Source organism: Pseudomonas sp. MF6747 (assembly GCF_963890955.1).
GTDB lineage: Bacteria > Pseudomonadota > Gammaproteobacteria > Pseudomonadales > Pseudomonadaceae > Aquipseudomonas.
This window is the reverse complement of sequence record NZ_CAWPSZ010000007.1, coordinates 40,779-59,923: the sequence shown is the minus strand read 5'-3', so window position 1 is coordinate 59,923 and position 19,145 is coordinate 40,779. Positions and strand designations below refer to the sequence as shown.

Genomic DNA, 19,145 nt, shown 5'->3' with positions numbered 1-19,145 from the left:
TCATTATATTCCAGATGATCACAAGATCCGCTCATGTTGAAATCAGGTGAATATAGAACGCGTGAAACATGAAATACGCACAACCGGCCAACGCCAGGCCCATGCACCGGTTGAATACGGTGAACGCCGACGCGCCGTTGATCCGCCGCCCCAACACCGCGCCCAGCAAGGCGTAAATCCACGGCGCGCCGACCGCGCCCAGCCCCAGCAACGCCGAAACCCCGGCAATGGACGCCCCGGTGATATGCGCCGCCGGCAGCATCACGCTGGTAATCGGCAAGACCGCCACGATGCCCTTGGGGTTGAGCAACTGAATCACCAGGCCATTCCAGAACGTGAGGGCCTTGCCCGGCGTGCTTGAAGATTCTTCAACCACCGTGCGGGCAGTGAACACCTGGTAGGCGAGGTACAGCGTGTACACGCCGCCGACCAGCGAGATATACGGCAGCGCCGCCTGAGAAATGATCGCCTCGCCGGTGTAGCCAAACAGCACGAACATCAACAGCATCGCGCAGCCCACGCCGAGGTAGAACCCGCTGGAGCGACGGAATTTACCGGTGAGCCCGGCATTCAGCCCCATCAGGTTCACAGGGCCGGGGCTGTACATGACGCTGAAGGCGTAGAGGAAAATGTCCATGGAGAAACCTGCAGTAGAAGAAGTCCGGCGAGTCTACTGAGGCGGTTTGCGCTGGATCTTGTACGTTTGTGGTTCAGCGTTGCGCCTGGTGGGCGAACCACGCCATGACCACGTCGCAGCCTGCGTGGGACGCCGCCTGCGGTTGCACGCACAGCGCGTAAACGCCGCCCGTCACCAACGGTTCGCCCAACGGCACAACCAGCACACCGCGCTCGATGGATTCGGCCGCCAGGGTCAAGTCAGTCATTGCCATGCCCAGACCGCGCGCGGCGGCGTCAAGCGCCAACTCGTCAAGGTTGAAGGGGATGTGCCGGTAGTCGTCCAGCGTGCCGGCGCCGTTGGCGGCCAACCATACGCGCCAGTCCTGCCGGTCGACTGAACGGTGCAGCAGCGCCACGTGCCGCAGGTCTGTAAAGGTTGATAACGGGCCAACTTGAGGTGCACACACCGGCACCAGCTGTTCGTGGAACAGCGTCAGGCACGCCGGATCAGTGGGCGGCGTGGGCAGGTACTGAATGTAGGCATCGCTGTCGTCGGCCGGCTCGACCCCTTCGGTGGCAACCGTCTCGATGGCCAGGGAAATGTCCGGGTGCAACCGGTAGAAATCACTCAGCTTTGGCAGCAGCCAGCGCACGGCCAGCGACACGTGCAGGCGGATGCGAAACGGGCGTGTGTGCGGCGAAATGCGGTCCTCCAGCACTTTGAGTTGCGCCAACATACTGCGCGCGTAAATCAGCACCTGCTCGCCTTCGGCTGTCAGCCGCAGGCTGCGGCTGGTGCGTGTGAACAGGGCCACGCCGAAATGGCTCTCCAATTGCTGGATCTGGCGACTGACAGCGCTCTGGGTCAGGCACAGCGTCTGCGCAGCCTGGGTGAAACTGGCGCTGTCGCTGACTTCCACCAACGCCTGCAGGCCCTGCAGCGATGGCACGTGACGAAGCTTATCCATGCGAATTCCGAATAGCTGGATGATTTTATAACGTTGGTTGTATCACCCAAGCCCCTATAGATTCCAGCCATCGACTTAAATCATTCATGCGAACAACGCATGCAGCTGAGGCACACGTGGACAATATCTGTGGCTGGATAGCCCAAACCGAACCCCTGCCCGCTCGTAGCACCTTGACCGGCACACAACAGGCCGACTGGCTGGTGATTGGCGCCGGCATCACCGGGCTCTGCGCCGCCCATAGCCTGGCAACCCTGCACCCCGAAGCGCGCATCGTGATTGTTGACCGGCAGTACGCGGCCCAGGGCGCCTCCGCGCGAAACTCGGGGTTTGTGGTGGCGCACGAACACCCGGCCGAAAGCGAGTTGCTGGGCACCGCAGGCTTCGAGGGTTTTGAAGTGGACACCGCGATCTCACGCGCGGCGAGTAACGAGGTGCGCCAACGCATCGCAGGCCATGGCATCGACTGCGATTTTCGCGACGACGGCTACTTCTTCGCCGTGCATGACGCCGACAAGCTCGATCACGTCGACCACACACTCGCCACCCTGCTCGCCCTGGGCGCCTCTGCGCAATGTCTGCAAGGCGAGGCGCTGCGCCAGAAACTCGGCACCGCGCATTACCAGGCCGGCATCTGGTGCGGCAACGGCAACGCCCTGCTGCAACCGGCCAAGTACGTGAAGGGCTTGCTGGCCGCGTTGCCAGCCTCGGTCAGCCTGTTTGAAAACACTGACATCACCGGCCTTGAGCGCACGGGCAACGGCGCCCTGCGCGCGACCAGCCGTGCGGGCAGTATTGAAGCGCGACACGTGCTGGTGTGCCTGAATGCGTTTATCCCGCGTGTCGGGCTGGACCAAAGCGCCACGTTCCCCATGGAACTGAGTGCCAGCCTCACCCGCCCACTCACAGAAAAAGAATGCGCCGCCGCGCCCTGGGGCGTGCTGTCGACGCGGCCACTGGGTGCCACCGTGCGGCTCACGCCGGACCGGCGCGTGATGATTCGCAACACCGCCGAGTACCGCACCCGCGACTTGTCCAACGCCGACTTGCTGCAGCGCCGCCAGCGCCATGTGCTGGGTTTGCAACGGCGCTTCCCGTGGCTCACCGAACAGGACATCCATTACACCTGGACCGGCCACCTCAGTGCGTCGCGGTCCGGCCAGCCGTACTTCGCCAAGGTCCAAGACAACCTGTACGCCATCGCCGGCTGCAACGGTTCCGGCGTCGCGCGCGGCACGCTGTGGGGGCGGTTGATGGCGGAGTGGGCCTCGGGTCACCAATCGCCGCTGCTGCAATCGGTGATCCAGCGTGCGCAGCCCGGTTGGTTGCCGCCGCGCCCGCTGTTCGACCTCGGCGCCCTGCTGCGCATGCGCATCGAAGCGGTGCGTGCCCGATCTGAAATCTGACAACAACAAAGGTGAATGCAATGCACATCAAGCAATGGTCCGTGGCGGTAATGCTCGGTGCGTTTTCGGCGGCCGGCTATGCCGCTGAAGAGGTGAATATCTCCAACTGGAACGGCTATATCGCCGACGACACCCTCACACGCTTTACTCAGGCCACCGGCATCACGCCCACTTACGACATCCATGACAGCAACGAAGTGCTCGAATCCAAGTTGATGACCGGCAACACCGGCTACGACGTGGTCAGCCCTTCAAACCACTTTCTGTCGCGGCTGATCAAGGCGGGCGCGATCCAGAAGCTCGACCGCAGCCAGTTGCCGAACTGGAAAAACCTCGACCCGCTGCTGATGAAGAAGCTTGAGGTCAACGACCCGGGCAACCAGTACGGCTTTCCCTATATGTGGGGCACGGCGGGCATCGGTTATAACGTCGAGAAGATCAAGGCACTCTTTGGCAGCACCGACGTCACCCGGTCCTGGAAGATGTTCTTTGATGAAGACACGATCAAAAAACTCAGCACCTGCGGCGTGGCGATCATCGACAACCCGACGCAGATCCTGCCCATCACCCTCAATTACCTGGGCCTGCCCCATCACAGCCATGAGCCGGCCGACTATAAACAGGCCGAACAGGCCCTGTTGAAAATCCGCCCTTACATCCAGTACTTCCACGCGTCCAAGTACATCAGTGACTTGGCCAACGGCAATATCTGCGCGGTGATCGGTTTCAATGGCGACGTGGTGCAGGCGGCCGCGAGCGCGAAAGAAGCCAAAAACGGTATCGAGATTGCCTACTCGATCCCGCAGGAAGGCTCGACGCTGTGGCTGGACATGGTGGTGATGCCCAAGGCCGCGCCGCACGAAAAGAACGCCTACGCCTATATGAATTACCTGCTCGAGCCCAAGGTGATCGCCAACATCAGCAACAGCATCCACTACGCCAACCCCAACAGTGCGGCAGATGAGTTCCTCACGCCGGCCGTGAAACAGGACCTGGCGATCTACCCGCCGAAAAGCGTGATGGACAGCCTGTTTATCGTCGAAGACCTGCCCCCGGCGATAGCGCGGCTGGCCACCCGGCTGTGGACCAAATTGAAGACCAACACATAAGCGCGCCTGCTGCTGGCCGTAGCCCATCCATAACGCATACCATGGCTCAAAATAAGCACTCAAATGAGCCCCCATGATCAAAGCCAGCCTGCGCAGTCACCTGACCCTATGGTTTGCCGGTTTATCACTGGTCACACTCCTGAGCGTGGGCCTCTATGTTGGCGATATCGCCACTGAGCAGATGAAGCAGGCCAGCGGCAACTCGCTGCTCAGCACGGCGCGCTCGACGGCCGCGCTGTTGGCCGTGCAACTGCGCGAGCGGCAACTGGAAGTGTCGCTGCTGAGCAAGGCACCGATCATGCGCAAGGGCGACCTGACCGCGCCGGATATTCTGACGCTGATGGAACTGCGCACCCAATCGCGCGCGGAGTATGCATGGATGGGCGTGGCCGATGCTGACGGGCGCGTGCGCCAGGCGGTCAACGGCTTGCTGGTCAATCAATCAGTGCAGCAGCGGCCTTGGTTTCAGGCCGGCATGCGCGCCGAGTACACCGGAGATCCCCACGAAGCGGTGTTGCTCGCCAAGCTGCTGTCGGGAGCGGCGGACGGTGAGCCACTGCGCTTTATCGATTTCGCCGCACCGATACGCAATGCCCAGGGTGACACGATTGGCGTGCTGGGCGCCCATGCCCACTGGAGCTGGGTCACCCAGATCGTCGATTCCGCCGTGATGCAAAAGGATGCCATTCCACAGATCGAGGCGTTGATCGTCGACATTGACGGCAAGGTGCTTTACCCGGAATTGCTCGCGGGCGAACAAATGCCGCTGGACCAACTGCACACGCCCGCTGGCTGGTTCACCGGCAACGGCTACGTCACGGCATCGGTGGCGGTGCCAAGCCCGTCCAATGCGAAAATGAACTGGTACATCATGGTGCGACAACCTTTGGACGTCGCACTGCAACCGGCGCACAACCTGCTGTACAAATTACTCATGCTGGGTGTGCTCGCGGCGTTCATCTTTGTGCTGGCCGCTTACTACCTCGCCTCGTCACTCAGCCGCCCCATCGAGCGCCTGGCCAGGTCCGCCAAACAGGTGCAAGACCAGCAGCCCGGCGCCGTCTTCCCCCAGGAGCATCCGGTGCTGGAAATCGCCCAACTGGGCCGCTCCATCAGCAGCATGACCCAATCCTTGCTGACCAAGGAGCGCGAACTGCAGGAAGCCAATGCTTCGCTGGAAGCCACCGTCACCCAGCGCACTGCCGCCCTCACCCAGGCCAATGCCGACCTGCTGAAACTGGCCACGCACGACGCACTGACCGGCGTTTACAACCGCCGCCGTTTCGACGAAAAACTCGCCGAGAGCAGCCTGTTGTTCCAACGCACCGGCCGCACCTTTGCCTTGCTGCTGATCGACGCCGACTATTTCAAGCGCGTCAACGACACCTACGGTCACGCCGTCGGCGATGACGTGCTGTGCCAACTGGCGGCGCTGATCGAGAGCACCACGCGCGCCACCGACTTTGTCGCGCGATACGGCGGTGAAGAATTTGCAGTATTGCTGCCGGAGGTCGAAGAGCCGGACAGCCCCGACGTGGTTGCCGAAAAAATCCGTGCGGCCGTGGCGGCGGCAAACTTCCCGACAGTGGGCCAGGTTACGGTGAGTATTGGTGTGAGCATCGCGCAGCCCTCGGACCGCGATTCCCTGGGGCTGCTCAAGCGGGCGGACATGCAATTGTATGAGGCCAAGGGCGCAGGCCGGAATCGGGTGTCGTGAGCGACACTGATGAACCACTGTGGCTTGCTGTGTTGAGTGGGCTTCCTGTAGCGAGCGGGCTTGCCCCGCGTTGGTCTGCGCAGCAGCCCCACTAAGAGCGCCGCACCCATTCAGGCACATCGCGCCAGCCGGGTTCAGGGCGGCTTCGCCCCCCAACGCGGGGCAAGCCCGCTCGCCACAAGAGGCCTGCTCGCCACTCAATGTCGGTTTGCCACAAGCGCCCCGCTCGCCCCCAAAACTCATTCACCCTGGGCGTTGCGCGCTGGAATAAACTGTGGCGGTACTTACTGGGAGACACACAACCATGGATGCAGTGACCCAAAGCAGTTGCCTATGCGGCGCTATCAGTTATCAGGTGTCGACCCCTTTGAAAGCGGTCACCCACTGCCACTGCAAAAAATGCCAGAAAGCGCACGGCGCGGCATTCGCCACGTATGCCAGCGCCCCTCGGTCAGCCGTCAATATCAACGCCGCTGAGGATGTGCTTCGAAGCTATGAGTCTTCAGCAGGCGTCACTCGCCAATTCTGCTCGCGGTGTGGATCATCGCTGTTCTGGTCTGACGCCCGTGGACGGTTTCCAGAATGGATGTCCATCGCAGTCGGCACCCTCGATAGCCCTTTTACTGCGCACAAGCAGGCGCACAGCTGCATAGAATCCAAAGCTGCGTGGTTGTGCGGGGCGTCTGTGTGACCCTCGCCCGCGAAGACGTTGCGATACGCAAACTGGAAGAGCTTCCCGAGCAGATCCACGCGCTGCGGGCGCAGGCTGTCGCCGAAGGGTTCAGGTTCCTGACGCGGCTTATCAGCGAATGGGACAACCGTACGAATCGGTTTGATCAGCCGGGTGAATGCCTTTTCGGCGTGTTTCGTCACGGCCAGTTGATTGGCGTCGGCGGTGTGTCCTGTGACCCCTACGCAGGCCCCGGAGTCGGTCGGCTACGCCGGGTGTACATCGCGCCCAGCCTGCGCGGGCAGGCAATTGGCAAAGCCCTGGTCAAACGGCTATTGGAGCACGCGGCGGCGCACTTTCAGGAAGCCCGGCTCACTACCGATACGCCGCAAGCCGCGCAGTTCTATCTGCGCTGCGGTTTTCAACGCATCGATAACGACCACGCGACGCATGTAACGTCGCTGATCGCGCTGAAAGCGCGGGCCTCAAAATCGCCATGAGGCACCGCGCATCGCGCCCTTACAGCAACGGAATCGAATAACTCACAAACACCCGATTCTGATCCTGGTCGCGCGCCACTTCACTGCGCGACACGCCGTTGCGCCAGCCAAACCCGACGTTTTTGAACGTGCCGCTTTGCACCACGTAATCCAGGGAGATGTCCCGTTCCCATTCACTGGCCGTGTTGCCGGCGGTGGTGAGGATATGGTCGCCTTTCAAATACATCACCGACGCCTTCAGGCCAGGCAGGCCCAGCGCGACAAAGTCGTAGGCGTATTGCGCAAAGGCGGTGCGTTCGCCGGCCTGGATGAAGGTTTGCACGGTGCGGTCGGTGTAAAGGTACAGGCTCGAACCGCCCTCGCCTTTGTTGACCAGGCCACCCTGGTTGAGTTGAGCGAAGTTACTGTCATCGGAGACTCGCTGGTAACCCGCGGTGATCGCGTGCGGGCCCAGCGAGTAGATAAACGCGGCGCTCCAGGTGTTGTTGTCGATTTCGCCGTTGCCGTTCTGGGTATAGCCGCCGAACTTATACCCTTCGGCACGCCCGGCCGCAGTGCTGTTCTTGCCGTCGGAGGTGGTGTTGAAATAACGCAGGTCGGTTTTCAATGAGCCGTAGTCGCCCAACGGCACTACATGGATCAACCCGGCAAAGTGCTGTTGGTAATAGTCTTCGAGGTTGGCGTAGTAATACTGGACCAGCAGGTCCTTGTTCACTTGGTAGTCGAAACCTGCATAGTTGAATTTATTGCTCTCTTGCGTGCCACCCGCGGCCGCCAGGCCACTGCGGTCGCTGGAGCCACGGCCGGTGGTGTGCTGCAGCTGGCCGCCAATCAGCGTCAGGTTGTCGATGTCTTTGCTGGTGACCTGCGCGCCCTCGAAGGATTGCGGCAACAGGCGGCCATCGTTGCTCACCAGGATCGGCAGGTTCGGGCGCAGGTAGCCGTAGCGCAGTTCGGTCTTGGCGAAGCGCGCCTTGGCTGTCGCACCACCGCGCGCCCAGCTGTCGGCTGCCCTGCCGTCATCGGTGGGGATCATCGAGCTGCCCACGTGGCGGCCAGCGCCGCTGTCGAGGGTCACACCGAGCATGCCGACGGCGTCCAGACCAAAACCGACAGTGCCGTCGGTAAAGCCCGACTGGTAGTTGAGGATAAACGCCTGGCCCCATTCTTCGGTCTTTGACGGTGCGGCGGCGCCGTCGCGGTTATCGTTATTGAAGTAGAAGTTGCGCATGTTCAAGTTGGCTGTGCTGTCACTCAAGAAATCAGCCGAGGCCAGGGGGCTCAGGGCAATGCCCAGGCCGCCGGTCAATACGCTCAGTACATTCAAAGTGGCTTTCATCAGGACGAACTCCGGCGCGGAATCCAGGTTCCGGGCGCGTAAAAAGGGCAGCAGGATGCACGCGGCCAACTTGGGTTGGCCGCCGCGTTAACGAATATTCAAGTGCTTAGTTGAGTGAAGTGGACCTCCGTAAAACCTCAGTCAATCAATCCATGAGCGTCATAAAACGGATACGGCCCCGGGTAGTCCCCGAACACGCCGTTGTGGCTGATCAGCCCGTGCTGTGCATCCCAGCGGTGCAGCACAAAGCCTGCCGGTTCCAGGTTGAAATGCGCAGGCGCGGCGTCTTGCAGGTCGAGCACGATCTGGTGCGACGTGCCAGGGCACACGCAACTCAGGCTGCCGCCAAAACGCCGCTGCATCGGGCGGTGCAAATGCCCGCACAACAGGCGCTCCACTTGTGGGTGACGAGCGACGACGCGCTCCAGGGCGGCGGCGTTGCCAAAGGGCTCGCGGTCCATATGGCCGATGCCGCTGCTAAACGGCGGGTGATGCAGGATCAGCAAGGTCGGCGCCTCGGGGCGCAGTGCCAATTGCGCGTCGAGCCACTGCAATTGGCTGTCGAGCAGTTGGCCGCCGTGACCACCGGGAATGGTCGAGTCCAGGCCGATCAAGCGCAGCGGATGCTCATCCACGACCCAATCCAGCGGGCCATCTGCCGACGTCGGCAGATAAGCGTGATCGCCGAACGCATCCAGTAACGGCCCGCGCGTGTCGTGGTTGCCGGGCACCAGGTAGTACGGCATGTGCAGGCGTGCCAACTCCGGGTGCAGCACGGCGTATTCATCGGCGCGGCCAAAATCCACCAGGTCGCCGCTGATCACCACGATATCGGGCCGAGGGTAGCGGGCGTTCAGGTGGTCGACGGCGCGGCGCAGTGCGCCCAGGGTATCGACCACGCCATAGGTCAGGCGGTTACCGGCTTTAAGGTGCAGGTCGCTGATCTGCGCAACAAGAAACGGACGGTTCAAAATAAGCTCTCACGCATTCAGGGTGAACACCATGTGCGGCGCAATCGCCAGGGCAATCGGCGCGCCGACGCGGTGCAGTTGGTTGTCGCTGCTGTCCACCAGCAGCGGTTGCGGGCCGCCCACATCCACCAGCAGGCGGCTTTGTGCGCCCTGGAAGAACTGCGCGACCAGATGGCCGTGCAGGTGGCCTTCGTCTTCCATCACGCGCAGGTGTTCGGGCCGGCAGTACACGGTGCTCGGTAAACCGGCGCCGTGCCACGGCAGTTCGCCGCCGCAGACTTTGAGGCCGTGGGCAGTCCGCGCCAGCACAGAGAAGGCATTGAGGTTGCCGACGAAGCCTGCGACAAACGCATTGGCCGGCTGCTGGTAGATCTCCCGTGGGCTGGCCAGTTGCGCGATACGCCCCTGCTCCATCACCAGAATGCGGTCGCCCAGGGCCATGGCTTCGCCCTGGTCGTGGGTGACGAACACCGAGGTGATGCCAAGCCCGCGCAGCAGTTGATCCAGCTCGCTGCGCAGGCGCTCGCGCAATTGCGCATCCAGGGCCGCCAGCGGCTCATCCAACAACAGCACGTTGGGACGCGGCGCCAGGGCGCGGGCCAAGGCCACACGCTGACGCTGGCCGCCCGACAGTTCATGGATGCTGCGTTTGCCGTGGTGCTGCAAGCCCATCAGTTCCAACAGTTCCTCGCAGCGCTTGTTGCGCTCAGGCGCCGACATGCCGCGAATCTTCAAGCCGTAGACGATATTGCCGGCCACATCCAGGTTGGGAAACAGCGCGTAATTCTGAAACACCATGCCCACATCACGGCGCTCGATGGGCAGGCGGGTGACATCCTGATCGCCGAAAAACACCTGGCCGACGTCCGGGCGTTCCAGGCCGGCAATCAGGCGCAGAGTCGTGGTTTTGCCACAGCCGGAGGGGCCGAGAATTGCCAGGGTTTCGCCGCCTTCGACGCTCAGGTTCAGGTCATGCACGGCCACGGTGCCGTCGGCGAATGCCTTGCGACAGCCTTGCAGGCGGATAGTGATAGCGGTCATCGACGCTCTCCACGGGACAAACGAGCACTGATGGCCTGCAACGCAATCAGCAGCGGCACGATCATCAGCAAAAAGATAAGGGTGTAGGCGCTGGCGATTTCCAGACGCGCCGAGGCGTAGCTGTCGGCCAACCCCACCGGCAGCGTCTTGGTCATCGGCGTGTGCAGCATCCAGGTCAGGTTGAACTCACCCAGGCTCAGGGTGACCACCATCAGCACGCCGGCCAGAATGCCCGCCCGGCAATTGGGCACGACCACGCTGAAAAAGCGCTTGATCGGCCCCGCGCCGAGGCTGGCGGCGGCCTCCTCCAACACCGGCAGTTGCTGACGTTGCATCACCGCCATTACCGGGCGCACCAGGAACGGCAAGGTGAACAACACATGGCCGACCAGGATGAACAGCCAACTGCTGCGGAAGCTGCCGAACTGGCCGTAGGTCAACAGCAACGCCAACGCACTGGCCAAACCCGGCATCGCCACCGGCAGCACCATCAGCTCTTCGAAGGCGCGGCTGAAGCGGTTGCTCATGCGCACCAAGGCATAGGCCGCCGGCACGCCGATCACGCAGACGCACAGTGCACAGGCCAGGGCCAACTGCAGCGACAGCCACACCGTGGGCGAATAGGCCTGCCACACCTGCACCAGCCAGTCGAAGGTCAAGCCGCTGGACAGGCCGACGAAGAAATTACGCGTCAGCCCGGCCAGCAATGACATCAGCACCGGCACCAACATGAAGGCGCACACCAGCAGGGTAAACAGCAGTTGCATCACAAACAGCGATGAGCGCTTCACAGGACCGTCCCCGCGTTTTTCACCAGGCGACGCGTGAGCAGCAACACCGCCCAGGTCACTGCACCGAGTACCACCGACAGCGCGGCGGCGACGGCAAAGTTGGCGTAGTTGGTGAACACGTTGTAGATCGCCACCGGGGTGACGTTCAGCCGCGTGCCCAAGGTAAAGGCCGTGCCGAACGCGCCCATTGACGTGGCAAAGCAGATCGCCCCGCAGGAGGCCAGCGCAGGCGCCAGCCCCGGCACGATCACGTCGCACACCACGCGCCAGTGCCCGGCGCCCAGTGAGTGCGCGGCCTCCTCCAGGCTGCGGTCGAGGCTTTCGCACGCGGCCATTACCGTGAGGATCACCCGCGGGATCGAGAAGTACAGGTAGCCGACAAACAGCCCCGCCAGCGAGTACGCAAAAATCCAGCGCTCACCGGCCAGTTGCAGGCCCAGGGCCGCAAACAGGCCTTGGCGTCCGGCCAGCAGGATCACCAGAAAGCCCACCACCACGCCGGGAAACGCCAATGGAAAGGTGAGCAATGCCACCAATGCCGAACGCCCGAAGAACTGCTGACGTGCGAGAAACACGCCGCTGATGCCGCCGATCAGTAACGCCGTGAGCGTCACAATCACGGCCAGCACACAGGTCTGCGCCAGGCTGTCCAGGTACTGCGCGCTGCTGAGCACCTGCCAATAGCCGCTGCCGTTGCTGTCGCGGCTCTCGGTGCCGAGCACCATCAGGTGCGCCAGCGGCAACAGCCAGAACGCGAACAGCACCGCCAAGGCCGGGGCCAGTGCCCAGGCGGCATCTTTTGCCGATGCGGCCACTTACTTGACCTCGTTCAGGTAACGGGCGGCGAAGGCTTCCTGCACAGCGGCCATTTTTTCGTAGTCCACCACGCCAGCGCGGGCGTAGTCGCTGTCGGGCAGGAACTGCGCGGCGACGTCGGCCGGCATTTTCATTGGGCGCACCGGGCGCAGGTAGGCCTTGGCCCAGAGTGCCTGGCCTGCATCGGAGAGCACGAAATCGAGGACCTTTTCAGCGTTGGCGCGGTGCGGCGCATTGGCCACCAGGCTCATCACGTACGGCACGCTGATGCTGCCTTCTTTGGGGATCACGAAGGCAACGTTGGCGTTGTCCTTGTAACGCGCGCGGTAGGCGTTGAAGTCGTAGTCCACCAGAATCGGCAGCTCACCGGACAGCACCCGCGCATAGGCGGTTTGCTTGGGCACGATGGGTGCGTTTTTGGCGAGTTTCTGGAAATAGTCGATGGCCGGGGCAAAGTTATCCAGATCGCCGCCCAACGCGCGGTTGATCGCCACGGCAGAGACGTAGCCGACGAACGCGCTGGATGGGTCGAGGTAACCGACCATGCCTTTGTACTCAGGTTTGAGCAGGTCGGCCCAGCTTTGCGGCACGGGCAAGCCGCCCAGTGCATCGACGTTGACCATGATGCCCAAAGTGCCGGAGTGAATCGCAAACCAGTGGCCGGTCGGGTCTTTCAGGCCGGCTGGAATCTGCTCCCAGCCTTTGGGCTTGTAGGTGCCGACCACGTCGGCTTTTTGCGCCTGCAAGCCGAAGGTCACGCCGTAATACACCACGTCGGCCACCGGCGCGGCTTTCTCCGCCACCAACTGCGCCAGCGACTGGCCGGAGTTCTTGTTGTCCAGCGGCACCTGCACGCCGGTAGTGGCGGCGATGGCCTGGAGTTGGCTGCCCCAATCGGCCCAGTCGGGTGGGCAGTTGTAGCAAATCGCGGTGTCGGCCGCCTGGGCAAGGCTGGCCATGCCGCACAGCAGCACGGTTGCCAGGGTTTTACTGAACGCGCGCATCGGGTGTCTCCTCAAGGGGTTGAGTGCTGTCGCCAGGCCGGATATGGCACGGCAGGCAATGGGAAATCGGGGCGTTACCGGCGATCTGCGCCAGCAATTGGTCAATCACCGTGCTGGCCAGCAGGCCGATGGGCTGCACCACGCTGCACAGCGTCGGGTGCATCTGGGTGCCGAGAGCGATGCCGTCAAAGCCCATCACCGAGAGTTGCTCGGGCACATTCCAGGCGTTGCGGCGCAGCTCGGCGATCAGGCTGATCGCGAGGAAATCGTTGGAACACACCAGCGCAGTCGGCGCCTGGGGGCCTTGGAGGAACGGCTCGATCGCCGCGAAGGCGGCCTGGGTGTGGGCCGGCATTTCAATCACTGCGCGGCTTTCAAGCCCGTACTCGCGCATCGCGTCGCAATAGCCGGCGTAGCGCAGGCGCGCGCGGTCGGACTGCAACGCGGGGCCGGCGACCATGCTGATGCGCCGGTGCCCCGCATCGAGCAAATAACGCGTGGCCAGGGCCATGCCCGCGCGGTTGTCGACCGACACGGCGCTGTAGCTGGGGTTGCTGGGTTGGTGATAAGCCAGCACGAACGGCGTTTGTTCGCTGGCGAGGCTGTTGAGCACGCTATTGCTTTCGGCGTCGGTGACCGTCAGCACCAACCCGTCGACGCGTTGGCGTAGCAACTCTTCCACAACGATGCTTTCGCGTTCGCTGCTGTAGTCGGTGGTCGCCAGCAACAGGCTGTAGCCGCGCAGCCGCGCGGCACGCTCCATGGCCTGGAGCTGTTCGGCAAACACCGGGTTGAGCAGGTTGGGCACCACCACGCCAATCAGCTGGGTGGTTTGCAGGCGCAGTTGGCGGCCGAGCAGGTTCGGTCGAAAGCCCAGCTCGCGGGCGGCGGCGAACACCTGCTCACGGGTGGCCGGGCGCACTTGGTCGGGGGAAGCAAAGGTGCGGGCGGCAGTGGCGCGGGATACCCCGGCCAGCTGCGCAACGTCTTTCAGGTCAGTCATGCTCACTCGCTTGAGATCGATCTCATTGGCGAGGACAGTAACGAGGGAATATGGCAGTAGCGTGGTGCCAAGATGACGGTTTGATGGCAGCGCCCCCGTGGTCAATGTGGGAAGGGGCTTGCCTCCGATAGCGGTGGGTCAACAAAGAAAAGGCTGGCTGACACACCGCAATCGGGGGCAAGCCCCCTCCCACATCAGATCGGTGTATAGCCACAGATAGTCATACTGCGCGGGTATGCTTGAAAAATCGGCGCAGCAAAATCCGCCCGCTAACCTTTCGATCTGATCCAAGTGCGGGCACAATGCGTGTCCTTTTTTGGCAGGCACCGCCGCAGGCTCTCAAAAATGATCAAAACGCCGTACTACCTCATCGATAAACAGAAACTTCTGGTGAACATGCAGAAGATTGCTTACGTGCGCGAGCAGTCCGGCGCCAAGGCTCTGCTGGCGCTCAAATGCTTTGCCACCTGGTCGGTGTTCGACCTGATGCAGCAATACATGGACGGCACCACCTCGTCGTCGCTGTATGAGCTCAAGCTGGGTCGCCAGAAGTTCGAAGGCGAGGCGCACGCCTACAGCGTGGCCTGGGCCGACGATGAAATCGAAGAGATGCTGGATAACTGCGACAAGATCATCTTCAACTCCATCAGCCAGCTGCAGCGCTTTGCCGAGCGCAGCGAAGGCAAGACCCGTGGTCTGCGCGTCAACCCACAGGTGAGCAGCTCCGACTACCTGCTGGCCGACCCGGCGCGCCCGTTCAGCCGTTTGGGGGAATGGGACCCGGTGAAGATCGAAGGCGTGATCGAGCAGATCTCCGGTTTCATGTTCCACAACAACTGCGAGAACGGCGATTTCAGCCTGTTCGACAAGATGCTGGGCACCATCGAAGAACGCTTCGGCGCGCTGCTGCACAAGGTCAAGTGGGTCAGCCTCGGCGGCGGCATCCACTTCACCGGCGAAGGCTATGCCATCGACGCGTTCTGCGCCCGTTTGAAGGCGTTCTCCGAGAAGTACGGCGTGCAGGTCTACCTGGAGCCGGGAGAAGCGGCGATCACCAACAGTGCTTCGCTGGAAGTCACCGTGCTCGACACGCTCTACAACGGCAAAAACCTCGCCGTGGTCGACAGCTCCATCGAAGCCCACCTGCTGGACCTGCTGATCTATCGCCTCAACGCCAAGCTGGCGCCAAGCGAGGGTGAACACACCGTCATGGTGTGCGGCAAATCCTGCCTGGCCGGGGACATCTTCGGCGAATACCAATTTGATCGTCCGCTGGCCATCGGCGATCGGCTGTCGTTCATCGACACCGCGGGCTACACCATGGTCAAGAAAAACTGGTTCAACGGCCTGAAAATGCCGTCCATCGTAGTGAAACAACTCGACGGTACCGTCGAGGTGGTTCGTGAATTTGGTTACGACGACTACCTGTCCAGCCTTTCGTAAGCTGGCGGATAAAGGAGAGATAAAGCAATTGAAAAAGAACGTTCTTATCATTGGTGCAGGAGGTGTCGCCAAGGTGGTGGCCCACAAGTGCGCGCAGCACAACGACGAACTCGGTCGTATTGCTATCGCGTCGCGCAACATCTCCAAATGCCAGGCCATCATCGACAGCGTCAAGGCCAAGGGTAGCCTCAAGGTTCCCGCCGACATCCAAGCCTTCGCGCTGAACGCCCTGGACGTGGAAGCGACCAAGGCCCTGATCCGCGAGACCGACTCGCAGATCGTCATCAACGTAGGTTCCGCCTTCCTCAACATGTCGGTGCTGCGCGCCTGCATCGATACCGGCGTTGCTTACCTGGACACCGCCATCCACGAAGAGCCGGGCAAGATCTGCGAGACCCCGCCGTGGTACGGCAACTACGAATGGAACCACCTGGAAGAGTGCAAACAGAAGAACATCACCGCCATTCTTGGCGTGGGCTTCGACCCGGGTGTCGTCAACGCGTACGCCGCGCTGGCGCAGCAACAGCATTTCGACCGCATTGATTCGATCGACATTCTCGACGTCAATGCCGGCAGCCATGGCAAATACTTTGCCACCAACTTCGACCCGGAAATCAACTTCCGCGAATTCACCGGGCAGGTGTGGAGCTGGCAGAACAGCCAGTGGACCAGCAACACCATGTTCGAAGTCAAACGCACCGACGACCTGCCGGTAGTCGGTTCGCAAAACCTGTACCTGACCGGCCACGATGAAGTGCACTCGCTGTCGAAAAACCTCGACGTGCCCAACGTGCGTTTCTGGATGAGCTTCGGCGAACACTACATCAACGTGTTCACCGTTCTGAAAAACCTCGGCCTGCTCTCCGAAAAACCGGTCACCACCGCCGAAGGCCTGGAAGTGGTGCCGTTGAAACTGGTCAAGGCCGTACTGCCCGACCCGTCTTCGCTCGCCCCTGGCTACACCGGCAAGACCTGCATCGGCGACCTGGTCAAAGGCACCAAAGATGGCCAGCCGCGTGAGATGTTCATCTACAACGTGGCCGATCACGAAGAAGCCTTTGCTGAAACGGACAGCCAGGGCATTTCCTACACCGCAGGCGTGCCACCAGTGGCCGCTGCGCTGCTGGTAGCACGTGGCGAGTGGGACGTGAAGCACATGGCCAACGTCGAGGAACTGCCGGCCGAGCCGTTCCTCAAAGCGCTGGACGTGATGGGCTTGCCGACTCGGATCAAAGACGAGAACGGTGACCGTGCGTGGGATGCGATTGCCTGAATAGGCGGTAGTTGACCGAACAAAAAAATGCCCCCTCAGGGGCGCATTTTTTGTGGGTGTAAATAGATATTCGCAGAACAGTAAGGATCTAAATGTGGGAGCTGGCTTGCCTGCGATGGCGGTGGGTCAGCCAACACATCCATCACCGCGCGACCGCTATCGCAGGCAAGCCAGCTCCCACACTTGAATCCTCAGCGTCACTACTGCTCAACCGCCCGGTTTGAAGTGGAGTCATGCGGCGGTAGCAACCAATGCCGCGTGGTTGTCCATCCCAGAAAGACTCTCGCGCCATCTTCCGCTGGAGCCTGCTGAGGCAACACTTCGCCGGCGAAAGCCTTGCGCAAACCGCTCATGAGCGGCAGGAATCGTCCTCGAAAAGCCAACGGCTGAGTGGCGAAGTACGCTTCGACAGACGCCAGGGCATCTGTGCGCGCAGGATCATCAAGCATCGTCAGGTAGAACACCATCTGGCGCCACGCATAAGCGGTATTTTTGAGCATTATCAACCGAGCATGATGGTGCTCAATCCGCATCTGATGCCGTTTGCAGATCCACTCAAAACACGCCTGCACCATGCTGCCCAGTCTCGGCTGCAGCAAAACCTTCAACCCAAGTTCTTCAAACAGTAACGCGAGGTTTTGCGTGGTTAAAATTTGCTGTTGCTCAAGAATGGTGCCATTGGTTGCCGGGTGCCACGTGTCCAGCTCAGCTCCTGCACGCTTTGCGCACAACTTCGCGAAGGCATCGCTTGCCACTCGCGCACGTCGTCGCCCTCGGGTAACAAGGCTCGCCAGCTCATCGGTATCAATGGCGTAATAACGTGCATAAAGGGAGCCTGCCAGCACCGGGCCTGTTCGCCTGGCGGCATCGGCAAACTTATCGGAAAACTCACCCATGAAGATATCGGCAGCGACCTCCTCCACTAAGGGCAGGTCCAGTGCCGCAGTGTCCGCCAGCGCTGAAAATTCCTGGAGAAGCTTGTTCGGCAAGATGGCGTAGGGGAAGGCAGAAAGCGTCAACGCCGATGACTCAACCAGCGCCTGTTGGGCCGCTTGTGCCACCGCAGCACCGGACTGTCGGTCGCCTTCAATGACGGCAACCCAAGGCAACTCACTGAGGCCAACCTGACGTTGAAGGTTCAACAGTAATAACGACCGCCGCCGGCAGAACGCGCGATAGGTCGAGGCGTATACCATCCTTAGCGCTTCATCGCGCAGCCCGTAGCTACTCAGTTGCGCGGTCATCGCGGGCAGCAACCGCGCAACGGTATCGCCTGAAGTAATCAGCCCATGCTCGATCAATTCGCTGATCGTCCCACTCCGGCATCGCTGAAGGCGGCGCTGGACCGCCGGAGGAATGGCAATGCCCTCGCCTTGCCCAAATGCCGATGCCTCCTCAGCGGTGATCGGCGCTTCCAACTCAGCAAAATCCGCGAGACCGCCTTGCTCGGGATAGTTTGAAAGACGCTTCGCCACAATACGGGCAATGAGGTGATGCTCCGGCCCCGCCACCTGACTACGTTGATTCGCACGCGACGCACGGTGAGCGGCTGAACCCGGCTCGCCATGCTTGCGCACAAAATCATCGACGATTTGCCGTATGCGACCGACTTGACGCCCAGTGAGCGATTGCAAGTCGCGCGAGCATTGCCCAAGTAAAGAAAACAGTTCCTCCACGCGACTCGAAGAGCGCCTGTCGATACTGAGCCTGTTGAAATGCGCCGCTAACTCGGCTGCCTGCTCGTGCCACTGACGTGGGTAATAACGGCACGGCCAACCAGCCTCATAGGTCAGGAGGAAATGCGAAACAGCTGAATCATAAAGCGGCAAACGCGTTTCGATCGTCTGTTTCTGCACAACCATCTGAGCCTGAGGCTGCAAGGTTGTAAGCAACTGCTTGATCTGGCCAGCGTCCACGATGTGAACCTGCGCGGCTGAAACCGGCAGCTGCGTAGAGAACGACGGAAAGAAACGCAGCCGGTCAAAGAACGGCCCAATCACGTCTATCAGCGCACGCGCTTGCTCGGTGCGCTGCTGCCCGACTAGCCAGGCGACAGTCAATAACGCGGCCTCTTCCGGCACATCGACCGCATAATCACAGCGGGCTAAACGTGAATGCAGGGCCTCAAGGCCGTCATCTGTGAGATGCCAGGCATTGATATCGAGCCGTTCAAAGCCTGGGCGAATACCCGGAATAGAGGCGGCGAGTTCACGCTCGTACGCCGTCAACTCGCCACCGGCCAAAAAATTGCCGGTCGCAAAGCCGCCCGTAACGACTTCCAGGGTAACCCAGGCGGGCATCTGCGCAATCGGTGTGCGCGAGCCATACTCGACTGCGCCTTGTAGCAGGTTCTCAATGACCTGTTGCCAGCGTGAGATACGTCTGCGGGCGTTAAAGCGCGCGATTGAGCCGCCACTCAAATCGTGCGCGAGCAGCGCTTTCGACAGTTGGAAGACTGCATATCCTGCGTGCATGC

General features: G+C 61.5%; 17 protein-coding genes. 7 read left to right on the top strand and 10 right to left on the bottom strand.

Features of this window, described 5'->3' with window-relative positions; translation table 11 throughout:
* Positions 1–31 precede the first annotated feature (31 nt).
* The gene (locus tag AACW30_RS08905) at positions 32–637 is read right to left on the bottom strand and encodes a LysE family translocator (protein WP_179677696.1); all 606 of its coding nucleotides are present in this window, start codon (positions 635–637) and stop codon (positions 32–34) included.
* A 73-nt stretch (positions 638–710) separates the two neighbouring features.
* Positions 711–1,586, bottom strand: coding sequence for a LysR family transcriptional regulator (locus AACW30_RS08900; RefSeq protein WP_200624791.1), 876 nt, complete (start codon positions 1,584–1,586; stop codon positions 711–713).
* Positions 1,587–1,702: 116 nt separating this feature from the next.
* Here AACW30_RS08900 and AACW30_RS08895 point away from each other — a divergent pair, with 116 nt between their 5' ends.
* The 5 genes from AACW30_RS08895 to AACW30_RS08875 all read left to right on the top strand — a co-directional run bounded on the left by AACW30_RS08895 (position 1,703) and on the right by AACW30_RS08875 (position 6,988).
* Positions 1,703–2,992: an NAD(P)/FAD-dependent oxidoreductase gene (locus tag AACW30_RS08895; RefSeq protein ID WP_200624790.1), complete on the top strand. Its 1,290-nt coding sequence runs from the start codon at positions 1,703–1,705 to the stop codon at positions 2,990–2,992.
* Positions 2,993–3,012: 20 nt separating this feature from the next.
* Complete coding sequence (locus AACW30_RS08890) at positions 3,013–4,101, top strand: polyamine ABC transporter substrate-binding protein (RefSeq protein WP_119741770.1); 1,089 nt, start codon at positions 3,013–3,015, stop codon at positions 4,099–4,101.
* A 73-nt stretch (positions 4,102–4,174) separates the two neighbouring features.
* Positions 4,175–5,818: a sensor domain-containing diguanylate cyclase gene (locus AACW30_RS08885; protein ID WP_200624789.1), complete on the top strand. Its 1,644-nt coding sequence runs from the start codon at positions 4,175–4,177 to the stop codon at positions 5,816–5,818.
* A 304-nt stretch (positions 5,819–6,122) separates the two neighbouring features.
* Positions 6,123–6,509: a GFA family protein gene (locus tag AACW30_RS08880; RefSeq protein WP_200624788.1), complete on the top strand. Its 387-nt coding sequence runs from the start codon at positions 6,123–6,125 to the stop codon at positions 6,507–6,509.
* Positions 6,506–6,988 (top strand): GNAT family N-acetyltransferase, encoded by a 483-nt coding sequence (locus AACW30_RS08875; RefSeq protein ID WP_200624787.1) that lies wholly within the window; start codon positions 6,506–6,508, stop codon positions 6,986–6,988. The genes AACW30_RS08880 and AACW30_RS08875 overlap by 4 nt, the downstream gene beginning before the upstream one ends.
* A gap of 19 nt (positions 6,989–7,007) precedes the next feature.
* Here the strand turns inward: AACW30_RS08875 and AACW30_RS08870 are convergent, their stop codons facing one another.
* The 7 genes from AACW30_RS08870 to AACW30_RS08840 all read right to left on the bottom strand — a co-directional run bounded on the left by AACW30_RS08870 (position 7,008) and on the right by AACW30_RS08840 (position 13,953).
* Positions 7,008–8,327, bottom strand: a complete 1,320-nt coding sequence (locus AACW30_RS08870; RefSeq protein ID WP_200624786.1) for an OprD family porin — start codon at positions 8,325–8,327, stop codon at positions 7,008–7,010.
* A gap of 137 nt (positions 8,328–8,464) precedes the next feature.
* Complete coding sequence (locus tag AACW30_RS08865) at positions 8,465–9,298, bottom strand: phosphodiesterase (protein WP_124417199.1); 834 nt, start codon at positions 9,296–9,298, stop codon at positions 8,465–8,467.
* 9 nt (positions 9,299–9,307) lie between these two features.
* Entirely contained in the window at positions 9,308–10,339 is a 1,032-nt protein-coding gene (locus AACW30_RS08860) for an ABC transporter ATP-binding protein (RefSeq protein WP_200624785.1), read from the bottom strand.
* Entirely contained in the window at positions 10,336–11,130 is a 795-nt protein-coding gene (locus AACW30_RS08855; RefSeq protein WP_200624784.1) for an ABC transporter permease, read from the bottom strand. The genes AACW30_RS08860 and AACW30_RS08855 overlap by 4 nt, the downstream gene beginning before the upstream one ends.
* Positions 11,127–11,945, bottom strand: coding sequence for an ABC transporter permease (locus tag AACW30_RS08850; protein ID WP_200624783.1), 819 nt, complete (start codon positions 11,943–11,945; stop codon positions 11,127–11,129). Before AACW30_RS08850 ends, AACW30_RS08855 begins: the two co-directional genes overlap by 4 nt.
* Entirely contained in the window at positions 11,946–12,950 is a 1,005-nt protein-coding gene (locus AACW30_RS08845; protein ID WP_119741746.1) for an ABC transporter substrate-binding protein, read from the bottom strand. It lies immediately after the preceding gene.
* The gene (locus tag AACW30_RS08840) at positions 12,934–13,953 is read right to left on the bottom strand and encodes a LacI family DNA-binding transcriptional regulator (RefSeq protein WP_200624782.1); all 1,020 of its coding nucleotides are present in this window, start codon (positions 13,951–13,953) and stop codon (positions 12,934–12,936) included. Before AACW30_RS08840 ends, AACW30_RS08845 begins: the two co-directional genes overlap by 17 nt.
* 345 nt (positions 13,954–14,298) lie before the next feature.
* Between AACW30_RS08840 and AACW30_RS08835 the strand changes: the two genes are divergently transcribed.
* A complete protein-coding gene (locus AACW30_RS08835; RefSeq protein ID WP_124417196.1) occupies positions 14,299–15,396 on the top strand; it encodes a carboxynorspermidine decarboxylase in 1,098 nt (365 codons plus the stop codon).
* A 28-nt stretch (positions 15,397–15,424) separates the two neighbouring features.
* Positions 15,425–16,669 (top strand): saccharopine dehydrogenase family protein, encoded by a 1,245-nt coding sequence (locus tag AACW30_RS08830; protein ID WP_200624781.1) that lies wholly within the window; start codon positions 15,425–15,427, stop codon positions 16,667–16,669.
* A 200-nt stretch (positions 16,670–16,869) separates the two neighbouring features.
* Here the strand turns inward: AACW30_RS08830 and AACW30_RS08825 are convergent, their stop codons facing one another.
* Complete coding sequence (locus tag AACW30_RS08825) at positions 16,870–19,143, bottom strand: hypothetical protein (protein WP_200624780.1); 2,274 nt, start codon at positions 19,141–19,143, stop codon at positions 16,870–16,872.
* Positions 19,144–19,145 lie beyond the last annotated feature (2 nt).

Excerpts from the sequence above, each read along its gene's own strand:
- AACW30_RS08860 (WP_200624785.1), bottom strand. The coding sequence starts at position 10,339 with ATGACCGCTATCACTATCCGCCTGCAAGGCTGTCGCAAGGCATTCGCC.
- AACW30_RS08905 (WP_179677696.1), bottom strand. The coding sequence starts at position 637 with ATGGACATTTTCCTCTACGCCTTCAGCGTCATGTACAGCCCCGGCCCT.
- AACW30_RS08900 (WP_200624791.1), bottom strand. The coding sequence starts at position 1,586 with ATGGATAAGCTTCGTCACGTGCCATCGCTGCAGGGCCTGCAGGCGTTG.
- AACW30_RS08845 (WP_119741746.1), bottom strand. The coding sequence starts at position 12,950 with ATGCGCGCGTTCAGTAAAACCCTGGCAACCGTGCTGCTGTGCGGCATG.
- AACW30_RS08880 (WP_200624788.1), top strand. The coding sequence starts at position 6,123 with ATGGATGCAGTGACCCAAAGCAGTTGCCTATGCGGCGCTATCAGTTAT.
- AACW30_RS08825 (WP_200624780.1), bottom strand. The coding sequence starts at position 19,143 with ATGCACGCAGGATATGCAGTCTTCCAACTGTCGAAAGCGCTGCTCGCG.
- AACW30_RS08890 (WP_119741770.1), top strand. The coding sequence starts at position 3,013 with ATGCACATCAAGCAATGGTCCGTGGCGGTAATGCTCGGTGCGTTTTCG.
- AACW30_RS08870 (WP_200624786.1), bottom strand. The coding sequence starts at position 8,327 with ATGAAAGCCACTTTGAATGTACTGAGCGTATTGACCGGCGGCCTGGGC.
- AACW30_RS08835 (WP_124417196.1), top strand. The coding sequence starts at position 14,299 with ATGATCAAAACGCCGTACTACCTCATCGATAAACAGAAACTTCTGGTG.
- AACW30_RS08840 (WP_200624782.1), bottom strand. The coding sequence starts at position 13,953 with ATGACTGACCTGAAAGACGTTGCGCAGCTGGCCGGGGTATCCCGCGCC.
- AACW30_RS08885 (WP_200624789.1), top strand. The coding sequence starts at position 4,175 with ATGATCAAAGCCAGCCTGCGCAGTCACCTGACCCTATGGTTTGCCGGT.